Source organism: Dyadobacter sp. 32, assembly GCF_902506755.1.
Classification (GTDB): domain Bacteria; phylum Bacteroidota; class Bacteroidia; order Cytophagales; family Spirosomataceae; genus Dyadobacter.
Genome location: NZ_LR735258.1, coordinates 4003716 through 4021622, shown reverse-complemented (window position 1 = coordinate 4021622; position 17907 = coordinate 4003716). Strand labels below are relative to the sequence as shown.

Below are 17907 nucleotides of genomic sequence, written 5' to 3'. Positions count from 1 at the left end.
TTTTAGAATGGGCCTTTTTGATTGATATGATCTGCTTTATTGGCACTTCCCGGCATTTCGCCACGCTTGTCTTTTGCGGGTAATGATTTACCGGTTTCACGGTCATACCAGTCGGGGGTCAGATTGTTTGGCTCAGTGTCACCCGTTTCGTGCTGCCACTGTTTCAGGACGGATCTAAGTTCAGCGATCTGCGCAGCATAAGCTTTGTTCAGTATTTCGTTTTGTGACTGGGACGGATTTTTAAAGTTGTCGAAAAATTCTTCCGCAGGTCGCGGCGTAACGAAAACATCCTTTTGGAGCGGAGTCAGCCTGCCATTTTTCCTGGCTATCTTCAAAGCTTTGGCAGAAGGGCTCTGGTTGGCGTCAATTGGGCCTCCATTGTGCAGTTCAGTTCTTTTATTGATCACATATAAAAAGTCCTTGCTGCGTACCGACCGCTCATATGCGGCATAGTCGTGCCAGTTGTGTTCGGCAAATACGTATTTTCTGAACTCCTTATCCGGTGTGTCGAATAGAGCAGTGAAGCTTTTTCCCTGAAAGGTTTCCGAGGCCTCTACACCTGCAAGTTCAAGTAGTGTTGGTGCAATATCAATGCTGCTGGACAGGCTCTGGCAGGTCTGTCCAGGTTTTATTCCCTTTGGCCATTTGACGATAAAAGGGGTCTTTACCCCCGCATCATAAAGCCTTGTTTTACTTCCCGGAAAGGGGCGGCCATTGTCCGATGTGAAAATAATGAGTGTGTTATTTGCAATGCCCTGCCTTTCCAATTCTGCCAATAGCTCACCTACGTAGTAATCCAGTCGCGAGATTTCATTGTAGTAAGCTGCCAGGTCGAGCCTTGTTTCTTTGGTGTCGACCAAGTTGGGTGGTACCACAATTTCGGTATCCGGGTTGTGTTTCGGGCCAATGGTTGTTGATGACCAGGGCCTGTGCGCATCCAGCGGGGCAAGCCAAAAGAAAAATGGTTTATCTTTTGGTCTTGACTGCAGCAAACTTACCCATTGCTCTTCGGCACCTTCTCCGTTTTTTATTTTGTCAACAAGCAAGGTGTCGTAGGCTCTTTTGGTCGCCGGACCCTCGTGCCATTTACCCACCAGGGCCGAAAAGTAGCCTTTCTGTTTAAGCAGTTCCGGGAAAAATTTCAGATGTGCCGGCAGAGGTGTGTGAAGTTCTGCTGCACCGGTGTTGTGCGGATACCGGCCGGTGAGGATACTCGCCCGGCTCGGGCTGCAGGAGCTGGCAGTCAGGAACATGTTTGTGAACTTCATGCCATCCCTGGCTAGCTTATCCACATTCGGCGTTTTGATCTTTGCATTGCCATAGGTGCCCATATCATCCCAGCTAATATCATCTGCGATAATGAAAATGATGTTGGGGGTGTTTTGGGCAGAGGCGGTAAACGTCAGGAATGTGAACAGCAATAACCCGGCCAGATACAGCCCGTACTTTTTCATTGCGTCAAAATATGTGTTGGGAAAAAGCACCATGGGGAGAATAGATGAATGGCATCCAGAAAGGTAAGCCGATCATCGTAAAATAATACTTATACAAGCACCAACAACTCGACGCTAAACCATTAAGTGGAAACTCGTTGAAAGAACAAAAGCATTCCTGGACCGACGGATCCCATTGGCAACATCAGGCACTCAAATACAAACTGGTGATGGATCCTTCCGCACCTGCCAACTGCCTCGGCGTGCCTTCAAATACCACAGTTCCGCCTTTGGTGCCACCATCGGGCCCTATGTCGATGATCCAGTCGGCGTTCCGGATCACGTCCAGATTGTGTTCTATGACGATCATCGTATTTCCTGCATCGACCAGCCGGTTCATAATGCCAAGCAAATGGCCGATATCCGACATGTGTAGTCCTGTTGTGGGTTCATCCAGAACATAAACGCTTCCTTTTTTGTGCAGTTCGCTTGCCAACTTAATTCGCTGGCACTCGCCTCCCGAAAGTGTACTCAGTGGCTGGCCAAGTGTGAGGTAGTCGAGTCCCACATCGCTCATTGCCTGCAACTTGTGTAAGATTTCCTTTTGCGTGAAATGCGCCAGTGCCTGCTGAACTGTCAACTCCAGGACATCTGAAATTGATTTTTCATCCAACTTGTAGGCCAACACTTCTTCTTTGAAACGTTTACCCTCACAAACCTCACAGGGCGATTTAATCCCGTCCAGAAACGCGAGATCCGTGTAAATCACACCAAGGCCCTGACAATTTTCGCATGCGCCTTTAGAATTAAAGCTGAATAACGATGCGCTTACATGATTGGCTTTGGCAAAAGCTTTTCGCACATCGTCCATAACGCCGGTGTAGGTGGCGGGATTTGACCGGGTGGAGGTTCCTACTGCTGACTGGTCGATAACGATTGCCCTGGCGTGTTGTTTTAAAAAGACCTGATTGATCAGTGAGCTTTTCCCCGACCCTGCAACACCGGTTACCACCGTAAGTACGCCAACTGGAATGTCCACATGCACATTGCGTAGGTTATTTACGTTTGCATTACGCACCGAAAGCTGGCCACTGGGTTTGCGTGAATTTTCTTTCAGCGACAACGATTGCTTGATATGCCGTCCGGTGAGTGTATCTGCTTTGATGAGTTCGTCATAGCTTCCTTCAAAAACAATTTGTCCGCCGTTGCTCCCTGCCTGAGGGCCTACGTCCACGATATGGTCTGCAACCTTAATCACATCCGGATCGTGTTCTACCACAATGACGGTATTGCCTTTGTCTCTCAGCTTACCCAGCAGTTCGTTCAGCCGATGCACGTCTCTGGGATGTAAGCCCACACTGGGTTCGTCGAAAATGTACATAACGTCGATCAGGCTGCTGCTCAGATGCTTTACCATCTTCACACGTTGCGATTCACCTCCTGAGAGTGTGCTTGTCTCCCGGTCCAGGCTCAGGTATTCCAGCCCGATATCAACCAGGTGCTGCAGTCTTTCGGATAATGTTGCCACCATGGACGTAGCCACAGGATCCTCGATTTCGTTTACCAGCAAGAGGAGATCCGAAACTTCCATGGACGACATTTCGGCTATATTTTTGTCATTGATTTTACAGTTCAGCGCAGCCTGGCTCAGACGTGCTCCTTTGCACGACGGACAAGGTCCAAGTGCGATGTAGGGAGCAACCGCTTTTTGGGTGCGTTCTGATAAGGTTTTAATATCTCTTTTGATATACGATCTTTCGAATTTCTCGATTACGCCCAGATACGTGGCGTTCATACTTCCGCCGCCCACCTGGAGTTTAAACTTAAGGTCTTTGCCGTACAGCAGAAGATCCATTTCCTCAGGCGTGAAATCCGAGAGCTTTTTATCGTTGTCGAAAAATCCGGAACTGGCATAACTGCTTTTTTCCCAGGTTGCAAACACCGGCACCTGTACCGCACCTTCGTTTAGCGACTTGCTCATATCCAGAAAAGAATCTGCCACGACACCCATTTTCTTACCGATCCCGTTGCATTCCGGGCACATCCCCCGCGGGTCGTTAAACGAGAATGCATTTGAGTTGCCAATATGCGGCTGTCCGATGCGGGAAAACAGCAGGCGAAGCACCGGCGAAATATCTGTAATGGTGCCCATCGTAGAATGAGAATTTCCTCCCAATCTCCGCTGATCCACCACAATGGCCATACTCAGATTTTCAATGGCATCTGCATTTGGCTGGGCATACTTAGGCAGGAAATTTCGGATAAACATGCTGAAATTCTCATTGAGCTGCCGCTGGGCTTCGGTGGCGATCGTATCAAAAACGATGGAAGATTTGCCAGAGCCCGACACCCCCGTAAAGATGGTTATTTTACGCTTGGGGATGCTGAGAGACACATTTTTAAGGTTGTTTTCACGTGCTCCGCGGATTTCTATATATTCCTGAAACATATACTGATTGTTAAGGTCTAATAACACTAGCCGATTTGACGTGATGTATAGACCTGAAAGATACACAAAACCGGACAGTAAAAGGCCAATTTTTGCGCGATGCGCACTAGGGGAATTTAGGATTAAAAGACCTTTTTTTTGCAAATACCCCGAGCCTTGGGGGTGAAAAGTGATGATGTTTTTACTGTGCTTTTTGAAACCGGGGCTTATACCAAAACGGTACTGGGGTCTATAAAGCCCGTCTGTTTTGGCTTTTGGAGAGAGGCTTTCGAAGCGGCAGTGTGATCGTAAATTGCGAGCCTTCCCCGATTTGGCTTACCGCAGTGATGCTTCCATTGTGCTTGTCAATGATTTTTTTCGAAATGGCCAATCCTATTCCCGACCCTTCGTATTTATCCTTGGTGTTGAGCCGCTCGAACAGCGAAAATATTTTATCCCGGTACACCTCGTCAAAACCGATCCCGTTGTCTTTCACAGTAATGATGCAATGCGCCGACGAATCTGAGGTTACCTGGCCGTTTTCTCCAATTTGCCCATCAATGTGAATAACCGGTGTGCTATCCGGCTTGGAGAATTTGATCGCGTTGCTGATCAGGTTTTGAAAAACCTGGCGGATTTGTCCCCGGTTTACCTCTATGGTGGGTAGCTTGCCAACAAAAATCCGTGCTTTTTTTTCCTGGATTAGGATTTCATAATCTTCGATAACTTCCTGGACGATATCGCCAAGGTTGGTCGGCTCTAAGACGGTGACGTGGGTGGACAAACGGGAGTAACTGAGAACATCAGCGATCATTGTTTTCATCCGGTGTGCGGAGGAGATGATCTTCTGTAAATGTAGCGCGGCTACGTCCGTAAATTCTTCGGAATGCTTTGTTCTGAGCATGGAAGAAAAAATCAGGATCTTTCTTAGTGGCTCCTGCAGGTCATGAGAAGCCACAGACGCGAATTGCTGAAGATCATGGTTGCTGGATTCGAGCTCCAGATTGATTTCTTTGAGCTTCTGATTGTTCGATTTTAATAAGGTCTCGGTCTCTTTCTGAAAGGTGAGGTCGGTGAGAATAACACTCAGGGAAACTCCCTCGTCCAGCTCCAGCGACGCTACCGAAAGCTGGCATGGGATCAGCAGCTCTCCTCGTTTAATGTTTAGTTCTGCCTTGTGATCACCCATCCAGCCGTTTTTGAACATTTCGTTAAAAATATCCTTCGACTCATCCGGTACAAAACTGGAGAATGGAAGGCCAATTACTTTGGATAATTGCACGTCTACCATGGACGCAAATTTTGAGTTGCTGTAGAGAATGATACCATTTTCGTTAATGGTAACTGCTCCTTCGCTCATTTTTTCAATAAACAACCTGTAAGTTTGATCCGCTGTTTTTAATGTAAAAAGCTGATGCGCTCCATTTGCATCTTTTACTACCAGTGCATCTACCTGGCCCGATCGGATCGCATTGATCGTGTCCGTTGCTTCTTCGAGCTGAAGGCGGAGAAGTTCATTTTCTTCTTCTAATTGTGTGTATTTCTTTGAAGTATCCATCTGCAATTACAGTGAAATGCCAAGGCCTCTGAGTACGCTGGCAGTGTCCGACAGATCCCCGATCATCCTTCTTACCGGAAGGGGTGAGGTTTTAATGAGAAGAGGCAGGGCAATTAATTGTTCCTGTTCTGCAATTTCTTTTTGTTGGTAAACGTCTATGATTTCCAGCGTGTGATTGTTGGGCAGGTATTGTTCACAAATCTCTTTGATGTTAATCACTGCTCTTCGTGAGTTGGTTGTAGCGCCCGTCACGAACAGGCGAAGCACAAAGACGCGATCAGAATTTTCACTTTCGAAATCGTTTAAATCAGTTTCTGAGCTCATTGTACTTTCGCCGCTGGGCGAATATTTAGTCCAACCAAAACTTTTTCTTCATTGGAAAGGTCACCGATAATTTTACGTATGGGTTCGGGTACTTTTTTTACCAAAGTGGGTATGGCCAGGATCTGGTCACCTTCGGCTAATTGTGGCTGAACGAGCAGGTCAATTACTTCAATAATGTATTTGTCCTTCAGATGTTTTTCACAATACCTTTTCAGGTTCGACAGGGCCGTGACCGATTTTGTAGTTTTTCCTGCTACATATAATCTTAGTTCCCATTTCTCATTTTCTCCGTCCATAAGGGCCTGGTTAGGTGTTTATAATTGCTGATTGTTGTCAGTTCCTTCCGTAAACTCCCGGAGATTTTGCTCAAGAACCTCTTTTCTTATTTCTTCTTCGATATAACTCTTGTTCATTTCTTCCTGCAGTGATTCAAATTCTTCCTTAAGACTCGCAATTCGGGATTCCAGGACAGTTCTCTTGCGGCTTATTTCCCTATCCTTTCGCTGAATCGCATTATCTCGGAGTACATGTACGGTCTTTTCGGCAAGCTGCTGCTTCTCACGTGCAGAGCCCGTGAGCACGCCTTCGGGGCCCAGGTATAAGTCGATAAGGTTAAGCCCTTTGTCAGAAATTACAAACTCGCGGACCTTGTTGGAGTGTTTCATCCCCCGCGATTTCATCACGTACATGCCGCGGTTCCTTTCCCCGTTCAGCTCTATATCTCTTACCAAAAGCCAGGCATCCACCAGAGACGAAATACTTTCATCGGATTGTTCGCCGATGTTGTCGTTCATGGCAAGTGCCGTAAACATGACCGTCACATTTCTGGATTGCAGGAAATCGATCAGCCTGATGAGCACACTTTTGACTTCACTCACAGATCCCACCGTTATTAAATTGGTAATCGGATCCAGAATTACAACAGATGGCTGAAAGTCATTGACCAGTTTGTTGATTGAAAACAGGTGCATTTCCAGGCCGTTCAGAGTGGGGCGGGAGGCATGAAACCGGAGAAGGTCTTTATCCAGATGATCCTGGAGTGTGATCCCAATCGATAGGGTGTTGCGGATGATCTGCTGCGGGGATTCTTCAAAAGCGAAATAGATACAGCGCTCTCCATTCAGGCAGGTTTGATTGGCAAATGACCCCGCAATGCTGGTCTTGCCGGTACCAGCAGTACCTGATACGAGAATACTGCTCCCCCTGAAAAAGCCTTTGCCACCGAGCATCACGTCAAGGGCAGGGATGCCGGACGTTATGCGTTCAAACGAGGCTACATGCGACAGCGTGAGTGATGTAACCGGAATAACAGAAATGCCATCATCTTCAATGAGGAAAGGGTATTCGTTGGTACCGTGAACGGATCCCCGGTATTTTACAATCCTCAGCAGGCGTGTGGATATTTTGTTGGCAACCCGGTGATCCAATAGGATAACACAGTCCGAAACATATTCCTCGAGCCCGTGGCGGGTTAGGGTACCTTCCCCTTTTTCGGCGGTGATGATGGTGGTAACTTTTTTCTCCTTCAGCCATTCAAACAGGCGCCTGAGCTCCGCCCGGATCACGCCCTGGTTATTCAGTCCCGAAAAGAGGCTTTCGAGTGTATCCAGCACCACTCTCCTGGCTCCAATGGTATCAATGGCATGAGCCAGCCGGATAAACAGCCCGTCCAGATCATATTCACCCGTCTCTTCAATCTCACTTCGTTCTATGTGCACATGATCCAGTCGGATCATATTATTATTTCGAAGTTCGTTCAGATCAAAACCTAAAGAAGCAACGTTCAGGGCCAGCTCTTCGGTTTTTTCTTCGAATGCCATGAAAACACCCGGTTCGTTGAAATCGCGTGCACCATGAACCAGAAATTCCATGGAGAAAAGGGTTTTTCCACAACCTGCCGGTCCGCATATAAGGGTGGGCCTGTTAAGAGGTAACCCACCACGCGTGATTTCGTCGAGCCCTTTAATACCTGTAAGCGATTTGGGCAGTGATGGTAGTACGGAATTTAGTTTTGAGGAATTGGTGCTCATTGTAAATATCGATGTTCAATAACCTGTTGAAATTTCAGAGAAGTGATCCACGAAAAATTACCAACAAAAATTGTACCAGACTTTTTGTTTCTGATTAATTATCTGTATATCAATTATTTGTTATTTTATTTTGATTTTTGAGGCATCCGTATTTGTAGCCAATGGAGAACTGGCCCTACATCCGATGTGACTTTAAAAGCTGTTACAAAGCTCTCGTGCCAGACATAAGAAGCCTTCCATGGTGGACGGTTTGGTTACAAACTTATCAATACCAGCTTGCTTTACCTGTTCGATAAGCCATCGGTCTGATGAGGTGGAGATCATCACGGCAGGTATGGGGGCATAGGCCGGATTCATTCTGATGGCCTGTATGGTTTCAAGCCCGTTGAGGCGCGGCATATTCATGTCCAGCACGATCAGAACGTCCTGCGTATGCGGATGCGTTTTTAATATTTCGAGCAAATCAGGGCCATTGACCGCTTCTATAATCTCTATATTATTTTCGATCTGATTGATCGCATCCCGGAGAAAAAACCGGTCGTCCTCATCGTCGTCTGCTAAAAAAATGGTTTTCTTTAAATTCATAAGTTGAGAAAGTGACGAAGGAGGACTGTTTTCAGCAAAACAGACGACCGTCCCGGTTTCAAGCCTGGAAAGAAGCCGGGCAGTAAAGTTAAGATACTTTGTTTAGATGTGGAAGAACTTCTTAAGGGGTTGTACGATTTTCTCCAGTGGGATGACCCATCAGTCTCAGCTTAGCTATAAGGTAGGTTATGCCAACAATTCAATGGAGCCACCGCGCTACGAACCGCAAAGTGTTATGAGCAGTGAGGCATGTTATTATGCGATTTTTCAGGGAACGAGAGGGTTTCCGTTAAAATATTGGTAGAAATTTATGCACAAAATCTAAGCGTTTTCCCTCCTTTGCGAGAAAGTCTGATTAAAAGAATGTTGGTGCGACAAAATACCATCGGTAGATTTAGTGTAGCGCGTCCTTGATGATTTAGTCGAAACAGGTTGGCAGGTTTAATCAGGTAAAGAATATGAAGCTTTATAAAAAACATTTGTGTGGTGTGCTGTGGTGGGGCATATCGGTTGCCACCATACTTCCGGGTTATGGCGGAACCGGAGATAACACCATTTCAGATACCCTCAAGCTATTTTTGATTGGAAATAGCTTTTCACAAAATGCAACCCGCTACCTTCCCCAGCTTGCCACGGAAGGAGGACATCCCCTGAAAATTGGTCGGGCAGAGCTTGGCGGATGCTCCTTGCAAAGGCATTGGGAAATTGCCGAAGCGGCTGAAAAAAATCCCGATGATCCCAAAGGCAAAGCCTACGGAGGCAAGTCGTTGCGCGAGTTGCTCTCCGTGGGTAAGTGGGATGTTGTTACCATCCAGCAAAACTCCATGAATTCCGGAGATCTAAGCACTTACAGGCCTTATGCCAAAAAGTTGTATGATCTGGTAAAATCCATCCAGCCCAAGGCCCGTATTGTGATGCAGCAGACCTGGGCTTACAGAACCGATGCGAAAAAATTCACGCAAACTGCGGAAAATCAGTTTGCATCCAATGCAGAGGAGATGTGGCAGAAATCGAGGGCTGCGTACCATACCATAGCGAGTGAGTTAGGTATCGCACTTTTTCCGGTGGGTGATGCCTTCTGGAAAGTGAATTCCGATGCCAAAACTGCTTACAGGCCCGACATGGCTTTCAAATCCACTGAAGCGCAATACCCGGCACTACCCGACCAAACCAATTCGCTTCACGTGGGCTACAAATATGACAACAGCAAGAAGCTGGCCTTCGATGCCAATCATGCCAACGAAGCCGGGTGTTTTTTGGGAGGACTGGTTTGGTATGCAGTATTATTCAACGAGTCGCCAGCTAAACTCAAATTCCGGCCAGACGCCGTAAGTGAAGTATTTGATCGTAAATTGAAAAAAGTAGCCAGGCAGGTTACAAGGTAAAGCTGGGTGTTGAGAGCGGCTCCCTCCTAATAAAAAAGGGGATCCTGCACACCGCAAGGCTCCCCTTTTTTATTAACCTGAAGGATGACAAATCATCTGTACTCAAATAACAACAATCAGGCATTCTGCCACTAGTTTGCCTTATTTTTCTTCTTCTTTGAATCATCAACAATGGCACCCGTGGCAGTACCCACACCAGCACCCACAACGGTTCCTATGAGGGCGCCTTCAACGGGCTTTTTACTATGAATGATTGCCCCGGCCACAGCACCAGTTCCTGCGCCGATGACAGCACCTTTGGCGGTGTTATTCCATTTTTTCTTTCTTTTAGCAACTGGCGCTGCTGCAGGCGTTTCATTTTTTACTGCCAGCGCTTGTCTGTCTTTTTCTTCCTGCTCCGCTTGCGCCTGTTCAGCCTTTATTTCCTTTTCACGTTCTGCCATGACTGCGTTCATCGAATCGACCACAGCCTGTTTGGCTATGACATGCTTCATTGAATCCACAGCCATTTGTTTTGCTTGCTGTACTTCTGCTTCCTTGTTGTTGCTGCTGTTACAGCCTGTCAACAGGCCAATTGCGCAAAATACTGAAACTAGTAACTTCATGATATAAGTTGGATGTTTCGGGTTTACATTCCAAAATCGTGCCAACACGGTTTGATGTTTGTTAAACCAAACAAATCGAAGAAACAAAAAGCCTGTTTTGAGCTCTGGAGGGTATGCACATAACGGTTTGGTGTGGACGTGAGCTGCATCGGTTGAATGGGAGAGATTCAAATGACCTGGTTCTGGGAGCGAAAACGCGGGGGGAGGCTGGTTGCTGGTAATTATACCCTTCAAATTGTGGCGGTGGCGTTTTTTGACTGCAAATCAGCTTAAATCAAACAAGTTGTAATTTTCGATAAAAGGCCTTCATCGTCTTGTCTGCATTGCGCATAATCGGGTTTCCGTGACCAAATACCGCTTTATCAAAGGGAAAACGGGATACCTTTCCAATACTTTCAATAGACACCTCATGATCTTCGCTAACCGTACTCATGTCCAATCCAATGAAATTAGCGCAAAGATCCGCAGCGATCAGAACGCTTTCATTTTTTACCAGCAGGGAAATTTGCCCCAGACTGTGGCCGGGAACATGAATAGCCTGTATCCCACCGGCAATGTCAATGCTGTCACGATCTTCCAGCTTTCGCTCGAACTTAATAGGATCCACAACGCCGGAGCTGTTTTTGATAAAAATATGGTATAGGAAGAAACTAAGTATCCCCGGTCCAAGGATCTTTGGCTCACGGCCTCCAATGCCTTTTTCCAGGATTTCGGCATCGATGCGGTGGGCCCAAACCGGGACTTTCAGTCTCTTGCCAATTTCCGCTGCACTTCCGGATTGGTCAGGATGGGCATGGGTCAGGATGATGCGTTTGATATCCTCTGGTTTTTTACCACCCTTTCCAATGGCCGCGAAAATTTTGTCCGCGCTGCCTGGAAATCCTGTATCGATGAGTGTGAGCCCGTTGTCCTCGATCAAAAACACATTGACAGGGTAAACCTTGTTTATTAAACTCAGATGAAGGGGCTTTCTACTATTTCGCTCTGTTCGTCTATCGCCTAATCATTAATCCCGTCCTTTCTGTTGCCCGCCAATCTGTTCCTGCGGGTACATCGATCCTTCATTGTCAATAAATCCAAAATCACCCACATCGAAGGAAACAGGGTGTTTATCAATGATATAGAAATTCCGATCGGGAATAATTATCGCGAAGGTTTTTTGAAAGGGATTGGGTTGGGGTGATGTAGGCTTATCGGGAAAGAAAACTGATATTCAAATGAGAACCCGCCGCTAGGCATGATGGTTAACATGTATAGCAGCACGCTTTTCACTACAAAAGAGCAGAACAATCAAACAATACAACAATTTAACACTAGTTGCTCTTCTGAGCCTCTTTAAAATAAAACCCCTTCATCATCCGATTTTGAAGGCGGTGTGTACGTATTGGTGCTATCACCGGTCATGGTGTTGCAATCCCGGACGTAGTTAGCTGGTTTGACAAATGGGCCTTTCCGATATTCGGTTAACGTTTGATCATTGTAAACTTTTTGCATGTAAAGTCCCCAGGCGGGCATGGCGACACGGGCACCCTGCCCAAGTGCCAGGGTACGAAAGTGAATGCTGCGATCCTCGCCGCCCACCCAGAGCCCCGTTACCAGGTGTTGAGTCATGCCCATAAACCAGCCATCCGAATGATTTTGCGATGTTCCGGTTTTGGCTGCGATCTCATTGCCCTGTGTCACTCCATAGGAACTTAATCGCCCTGCGGTTCCGCCCGGATCTTCCACGGCGCCCCGCATCAGGTAGAGCATATCATAGGCCATGTTCTCATTCAGCTCCTGATTCTGTTTTTGGTGAAAACTCTGCAATACGTTTCCATAGCGGTCTTCTATTCTCAGTATTGTCATCGGTTCGGTCCGGTAGCCGCCATTGGCAAATGCACAGTAAGCATTCACCATTTCATACACCGACACATCCCCTGTGCCTAATGCAAGTGCAGGCGTTTCGGGAAGTTTGCTCGTAATGCCCAATTTATGCGCGTACTCAATCACCGTTTTTGCCTTCACCATTTTGATAATGTAAGCGCTCACCGAATTGACCGATTTCCCGAGCGCCTGGCGTAGAGACAGGGATTGGTAGGAGTAGCTGCCATTTGAGTTTTCGGGCGTGTATCCTTCGGGGACATCGTCTTCCTTTCCAAAAGTAACCGGCTGGTCCATCACGCGGTCGCAGGGTGTCAGGAAATTTTTGTCCAGACCAGCCAGGTAAACGAACGGCTTGAAGGTAGAACCCGGCTGGCGTTTTCCCTGCTTTACATGATCATATTTGAAATATTTGAAATTAACACCACCCACCCAGGCTTTGATATGCCCGTTCCTTGGATCCATAGACATCATGCCGGCATGTAAAAAGCGCTTATAGTAACGAATGGAATCGATGGGGCTCATCGTCATTTCCTTCTCTCCATTCCACGAAAAAACCTTCATTTTGTAAGGAGTCCGCATAATTTTCATCGCTGCTTCTTCACCCAGCAGCGCTTTCAGGCTGATGTAATGAGGAAGCCTGTTCACCGCTTTACTGATAAATCCGGGCATTTCCCGGCCCTTGTCATCTATCCAGGGATTGCGGCCCTTCCAGTGCTCGTCAAATATTTTCTGCTGCTGCCGCATGTGTTCGGTCAGGGCTTCCTCCTGATACCGTTGCATACGTGAATCAATGGTGGTGTGAATGCGCAACCCGCTGGTAGACAGATCCAGGTCGGCGTCGTGCTCTTCGTTGTATGACTTTACCCAGGCGTTCAAAAATCCGCGCATCGATTCCCTGAAATACGGTGCCAGTCCCGTATTGTGACTCTCAATGGTGTATTTCAGATTCAACGGTTGCGCTTTGTAATTTTCAAATTTTTCTTCGGGCAAATAGTCATATTTCATCATTTGTCCCAAAACCGTATTCCGGCGTTTCAGCGCATTGGCCGGAAAGCGTAAAGGATTGTATAAAGTGGGATTCTGAAGCATTCCCACAATGAGGGCCGCTTCGGGCACGTTGAGCTCCCAGGGATCTTTGTCAAAATAGGTTCGGGATGCCACCTTTACCCCGTAGGTATTGTTTCCGAAGGAGACGGTATTCAGGTACATCATCATGATTTCCTGCTTGGTGTATTTTCTTTCCAGGATCACCGACAGGATCCATTCCTTGGTTTTGGCAATAACAGTCCGCACCACCGGCACTTTGCCGAGCAGTCCGCGGTATTTCTCAGATCGTGTTTCAAAAAGATTTTTAGCCACCTGCTGGGTGAGTGTACTTCCACCTCCGGCTCCGGAGTTTGCCGTGAGTAATCCCTTGGCAACACGGGCCAGGCTACGCGGGTCTATTCCCGAATGATTCAGAAAACGTGCATCTTCCGTGGCGATCAGCGCATCGACGAGGTTGTGCGAAACCTGATCATATTCGATTGGGGAGCGGTTTTTGAAAATGTATTTCCCAAGCGACTTCCCATCCTCCGAGATCAGCTCGGAAGCCAGTTCGCTTTTAGGATTTTCGAGTGTAACCAGATCGGGCATGCCGCCGAAAAGCCAGAATAGATTGATGCTTACTGCAATGAGGTAAAAGATGAAAAGACCAAGTATCAGCCCAAGTAAACGCCATAAACGGATGATGTTGCGACGGTATTTTCCGGGTTGTAATTCGATCATGGCGGTATTTTTTATTTTATGAAACGTTGAAAACGGAGCAAATGAGGCACAAAGGTGAGAAATTAAATGGATTCAGGCAGACGGTGGAGGTTCACTTCGAAAGAAACATTTCAGCTTTTTCAGAATCTTGAGTGGTTACAGGAAAAGCTTAGCGGTTAATCCGATGTTAACGAAATTTGTGCTGTTGATACTATAATGGTTTGAACCACCTGAGTGACCTAAGTTCACCAAAGGGGACAAACGCCTTCGGCGTTCTCAGGTGTCTTCGGTGGTTTAATTTTAGCCGGGCTGCATTTTTCTGGTAATCACCTGAACAATTATGGTTTGGGTGAAGGTTCACTTCGACAGAAAGATCTTAGGTTTTTCAGAATGCGGCGTGGTTACAGGAAAAGCTTAGCGGTTAATCCGATGTTAACGAAATTTGTGCTGTTGATACTATAATGGTTTGAACCACCTGAGTGACCTAAGTTCACCAAAGGGGACAAACGCCTTCGGTGTTCTCAGGTGTCTTCGGTGGTTTAATTTTGGCTGGGCTGCATTTTTTTGGTAATCACCTGAACAATTATGGTTTGGGTGGAGGTTCACTTCGACAGAAAGATCTTAGGTTTTTCAGAATGCGGCGTGGTTACAGGAAAAGCTTAGCGGTTAATCCGATGTTAACAAAATTTGTGCTGTTGATACTATAAAAGTTTGACCCACCTGAGTGACCTAAGTTCACCAAAGGGGAGAAACACCTTCGGTGTTCTCAGGTATCTTCGGTGGTTTAATTTTGGCTGGGCGGCATTGATTTTGTCCCAAAGCTGGCAGGAAGTTGTTTGAAAAAGAGCTCGTCAATGGGCTGCAACAGGAGGTTTCACGACAATGAGCGTGATGATCGCGGAAAGAAGCACGGCTCCGGACATGAGCATATAAGAGGCACCAAAGTCTCCCGTTAAGCCATTCAGATAGCCTACAAGATAGGCTCCGATAAACGATCCCAACGCCCCCATGCTGTTGATCAGACCAAGTGCGCCGCCAGCCACATTTCGGGGTAGCATTTCGGTGATGACAGCAAAAAATGGCCCGTAAGGGGCGTAGAGGGCGCCTCCCGAAATAACGAGCAATGTAAATGACAGCCAGAAATTTTCAGTACCTGCCAGGTACCCTCCAAACAGGGACAGGGAGGCGATCACTAAAAATGGCCATATGAAAATTTTACGGTTGAGTGTTTTGTCTGCAAAGTAAGATGCGCCCATCATACCGATGATCGCCAGAATATAAGGCACCGAGGAGAGCCACCCCGTAGTGACAATATCCATGTCGGGAGCGGCTTTGATGATAGACGGTAGCCACATCACAAAACCATACACGCCGAGGCTCCACAGAAAATACTGCAGGCACAGGAGAATAACTTCCTTTGATTTGAAAGCCTGCGCATAATTCTTCATCGGTTTTATGCCTTGCTGTTCTTCCTGGAGGCGTTCATCTATATCATCCTTTTCCTGCTGAGTAAGCCAATGGGCGTCTTTAGGTTTTTCATCGATCATTTTCCACCATATAAATGCCCAGATAATTCCCGGAACACCCTGAATGATAAACATCCATCGCCAGCCGAGTGCTGAGATCAGATAACCTGATAGTACCGACATCCAGAGTACGGTTACCGGATTACCCAAAATAAGGAAGGTATTGGCACGTGACCTTTCGTCTTTGGTGAACCATTGGCTGAGCAGGATCAGCATGGCGGGCATCACGGCGCTCTCTACTACCCCCAGCATAAAACGGATCACGATGAGCGCGCCTACGTCACTGACCATACCCGTGGCCGCTGCCAGACCGCCCCAGAGGATCAGGGAGAAAAAGATCAGTTTCTTGGCGCTTTTATGAGCAGCATACTGGGCTCCCGGTATCTGAAAGAAAAAGTAGCCCAGAAAAAAGAGTGACCCCAGCAGTGATGAGGTTCCTTTGGAAATATTAAGGTCTTCGGTCATGCCACCTGCCGCAGCAAAACCAAAATTGGCGCGGTCAAGGTATGCAAGGCTGTAGGTGATAAAAACGATGGGGATGATGCGAAACCACCGGGCCTTAGCAAGTTGTGTTTTCATTTTGTTCTTAGTATCGGCGTTGCTGGTTTACACTTAAAGGTCGGTGCGATTGCGCTTTACTCTTTTGGGACACTTTTGGTCTTGCCTACCGTTGTCCGGATAGCCCGATTGGACTGCAGGCAGGTAAACCATTGAAATGATAAAATCCTGTGTATATGAAAATTGCCATCAATATTATCGTCATCATTTGTCTATGTCATAACGTCGTTTACGCTCAGGAAATGGCCAGCGGAACGGTGTTTCTTGACCAGAATAAAAACGGGGTATCCGACCCGGGAGAGTTGCCCCTTGCCGGCGTGTGTGTATCCAACGGACGGGAGGTCGTGAGAAGCGATAGAAACGGGAGATGGTCGCTTCCCGCTGGTCAGGATGTGGGTTTCTTCGTGATCAAACCGGCGGGTTACATGACTCCCGTTACCAAAGACCAGATTCCCCAATATTACTACATGCACAAGCCGCATGGTTCTCCAGCGCTGGGTGTGGCGGGTGTGAAAGCCACAGGGCCGCTGCCCAAATCGATTCATTTCGGTCTCCGCGAGCAGAGGGAAGATCGAAAATTTAAAGCCCTGATCTTTGGTGACACCCAGGCCCGAGGCATTGCGGAAGTGAATTACGTAACCCATGATGTCGTGGAAGAGTGCATCGGAACCGAAGCAGTCCTGGGTATTAGTCTGGGTGATATTGTGGCCGACGACCCTAATCTGTTTAAGGAGATCAATGAAACAATAGCTCAAATCGGTATTCCCTGGTACAACGTATTTGGCAACCACGATTACAACCGGGGAGCAACTGATGACCGATTTTCCGATGAGACCTACGAACGATTTTACGGGCCCAGTACGTATGCCTTTGAATACGGGCAGGTGGTGTTTATATCGTTGAAGGACGTTTATTTTGACTCCGCTGGCAAATACAAATCGCACTTTACGGAACAGCAACTTGATTTTGTGAAAAATTACCTCGCACAGGTTCCGCAAGACAAGCTGATTGTACTGGTCATGCATGCGCCCATTGTGGCCTGCGACAACCGTAAGGAAATGTTTGATATACTAAAAGATCGTCCGTACACTTTGTCGGTTGCAGGGCATACCCACACCATGGCGCACGTGTTTGCCGATGAAAAAATGGGCTGGAATGGAAAGACTCCTCACCATCATTTCATTAACGCGACGGTTTGCGGAAGCTGGTGGTGCGGGATCAAGGATGAACGGGGCATACCGCATGCCACAATGAACGATGGAGGTCCAAACGGATATTCCGAAATTACTTTTGATGGAAATCGCTATTCGATTCAGTTCAAAGCGGCAAGAAGACCTTCCGATTATCAGATGAATATTTATCTGCCAGACGAAATCAATCAGGCTGCCCTGGACACAACAGCATTGCTGGTAAATGTTTTTGCGGGGTCACCCAGATCCAAAATTGAAATGAATGTGCATGGTATGGAAGGCTGGACTACGCTGAACTACAACCCCATGCGTGACCCCGGTGTAGCGGCGATGGGAATTTACAATCCTTTTTTGCAGTCCGTAGTGAATGGTACCAAAATGGACACTGTTTTCGGATGGGCGATGGATGACCCTACGATCTCAAGACATATCTGGAAAGGAAAACTTCCGGCAAACCTGTCCCCCGGAACCCATCGGCTCACTGTCAGAAGTACAGACATGTTTGGACAGGTCGCCATCGGTCACCGCATATTCAGAGTCAGGTAGTTTTTGTTTGGAGCTTATTTTAACCATGTCACCCACTGACCAGAATGGGGTTGACCCGCAGTTGGAGAAAAGCTAACAGCCATTAGCTGACAGCTGGCTGCTTTTAAAATTATCATTCCAACCCTTC

The 17907-nt window shown here is 47.2% G+C and carries 14 protein-coding genes; 3 read left to right on the top strand and 11 right to left on the bottom strand.

What is annotated here, in order from left to right:
* Positions 1–2: 2 nt before the first annotated feature.
* From DYADSP32_RS16250 to DYADSP32_RS16220, 7 genes are all read right to left on the bottom strand, one after another.
* Positions 3–1454, bottom strand: a complete 1452-nt coding sequence (locus tag DYADSP32_RS16250) for a sulfatase (RefSeq protein WP_149241753.1) — start codon at positions 1452–1454, stop codon at positions 3–5.
* Positions 1455–1638: 184 nt separating this feature from the next.
* Complete coding sequence (locus DYADSP32_RS16245; RefSeq protein WP_149241754.1) at positions 1639–3882, bottom strand: excinuclease ABC subunit UvrA; 2244 nt, start codon at positions 3880–3882, stop codon at positions 1639–1641.
* Between the two features lie 229 nt (positions 3883–4111).
* On the bottom strand, positions 4112–5419 hold the full coding sequence (locus DYADSP32_RS16240; RefSeq protein ID WP_149241755.1) for an ATP-binding protein: 1308 nt from the start codon (positions 5417–5419) through the stop codon (positions 4112–4114).
* A gap of 6 nt (positions 5420–5425) precedes the next feature.
* Positions 5426–5743 carry a circadian clock KaiB family protein gene (locus DYADSP32_RS16235; RefSeq protein ID WP_149241756.1) on the bottom strand — a complete coding sequence of 106 codons (318 nt, stop codon included), beginning with the start codon at positions 5741–5743 and terminating at the stop codon, positions 5426–5428.
* The gene (locus DYADSP32_RS16230) at positions 5740–6039 is read right to left on the bottom strand and encodes a circadian clock KaiB family protein (RefSeq protein WP_149241757.1); all 300 of its coding nucleotides are present in this window, start codon (positions 6037–6039) and stop codon (positions 5740–5742) included. The genes DYADSP32_RS16235 and DYADSP32_RS16230 overlap by 4 nt, the downstream gene beginning before the upstream one ends.
* 18 nt (positions 6040–6057) lie before the next feature.
* Positions 6058–7773 (bottom strand): circadian clock protein KaiC, encoded by a 1716-nt coding sequence (kaiC, locus tag DYADSP32_RS16225; RefSeq protein ID WP_149241758.1) that lies wholly within the window; start codon positions 7771–7773, stop codon positions 6058–6060.
* Positions 7774–7965: 192 nt separating this feature from the next.
* Entirely contained in the window at positions 7966–8358 is a 393-nt protein-coding gene (locus DYADSP32_RS16220; RefSeq protein ID WP_149241759.1) for a response regulator, read from the bottom strand.
* Between the two features lie 458 nt (positions 8359–8816).
* Here DYADSP32_RS16220 and DYADSP32_RS16215 point away from each other — a divergent pair, with 458 nt between their 5' ends.
* Positions 8817–9743, top strand: coding sequence for a DUF4886 domain-containing protein (locus DYADSP32_RS16215; RefSeq protein ID WP_149241760.1), 927 nt, complete (start codon positions 8817–8819; stop codon positions 9741–9743).
* 131 nt (positions 9744–9874) lie between these two features.
* Here DYADSP32_RS16215 and DYADSP32_RS16210 read toward each other — a convergent pair whose 3' ends face one another.
* Entirely contained in the window at positions 9875–10519 is a 645-nt protein-coding gene (locus DYADSP32_RS16210) for a YMGG-like glycine zipper-containing protein (protein ID WP_414617831.1), read from the bottom strand.
* A 103-nt stretch (positions 10520–10622) separates the two neighbouring features.
* Complete coding sequence (locus DYADSP32_RS16205; protein ID WP_414618167.1) at positions 10623–11297, bottom strand: MBL fold metallo-hydrolase; 675 nt, start codon at positions 11295–11297, stop codon at positions 10623–10625.
* A 75-nt stretch (positions 11298–11372) separates the two neighbouring features.
* Between DYADSP32_RS16205 and DYADSP32_RS16200 the strand changes: the two genes are divergently transcribed.
* Positions 11373–11531, top strand: coding sequence for a LytTR family transcriptional regulator DNA-binding domain-containing protein (locus DYADSP32_RS16200; protein WP_414617830.1), 159 nt, complete (start codon positions 11373–11375; stop codon positions 11529–11531).
* A 152-nt stretch (positions 11532–11683) separates the two neighbouring features.
* On the opposite strand, the gene DYADSP32_RS16195 is transcribed toward DYADSP32_RS16200, so the two are convergent.
* Positions 11684–13981, bottom strand: coding sequence for a transglycosylase domain-containing protein (locus DYADSP32_RS16195; RefSeq protein WP_149241763.1), 2298 nt, complete (start codon positions 13979–13981; stop codon positions 11684–11686).
* An 830-nt stretch (positions 13982–14811) separates the two neighbouring features.
* Positions 14812–16065 carry an MFS transporter gene (locus DYADSP32_RS16190; protein ID WP_149241764.1) on the bottom strand — a complete coding sequence of 418 codons (1254 nt, stop codon included), beginning with the start codon at positions 16063–16065 and terminating at the stop codon, positions 14812–14814.
* 155 nt (positions 16066–16220) lie between these two features.
* On the opposite strand from DYADSP32_RS16190, the gene DYADSP32_RS16185 reads away from it, so the two are divergent.
* A complete protein-coding gene (locus DYADSP32_RS16185; RefSeq protein ID WP_149241765.1) occupies positions 16221–17780 on the top strand; it encodes a calcineurin-like phosphoesterase family protein in 1560 nt (519 codons plus the stop codon).
* The last annotated feature ends 127 nt before the right edge of the window (positions 17781–17907 follow it).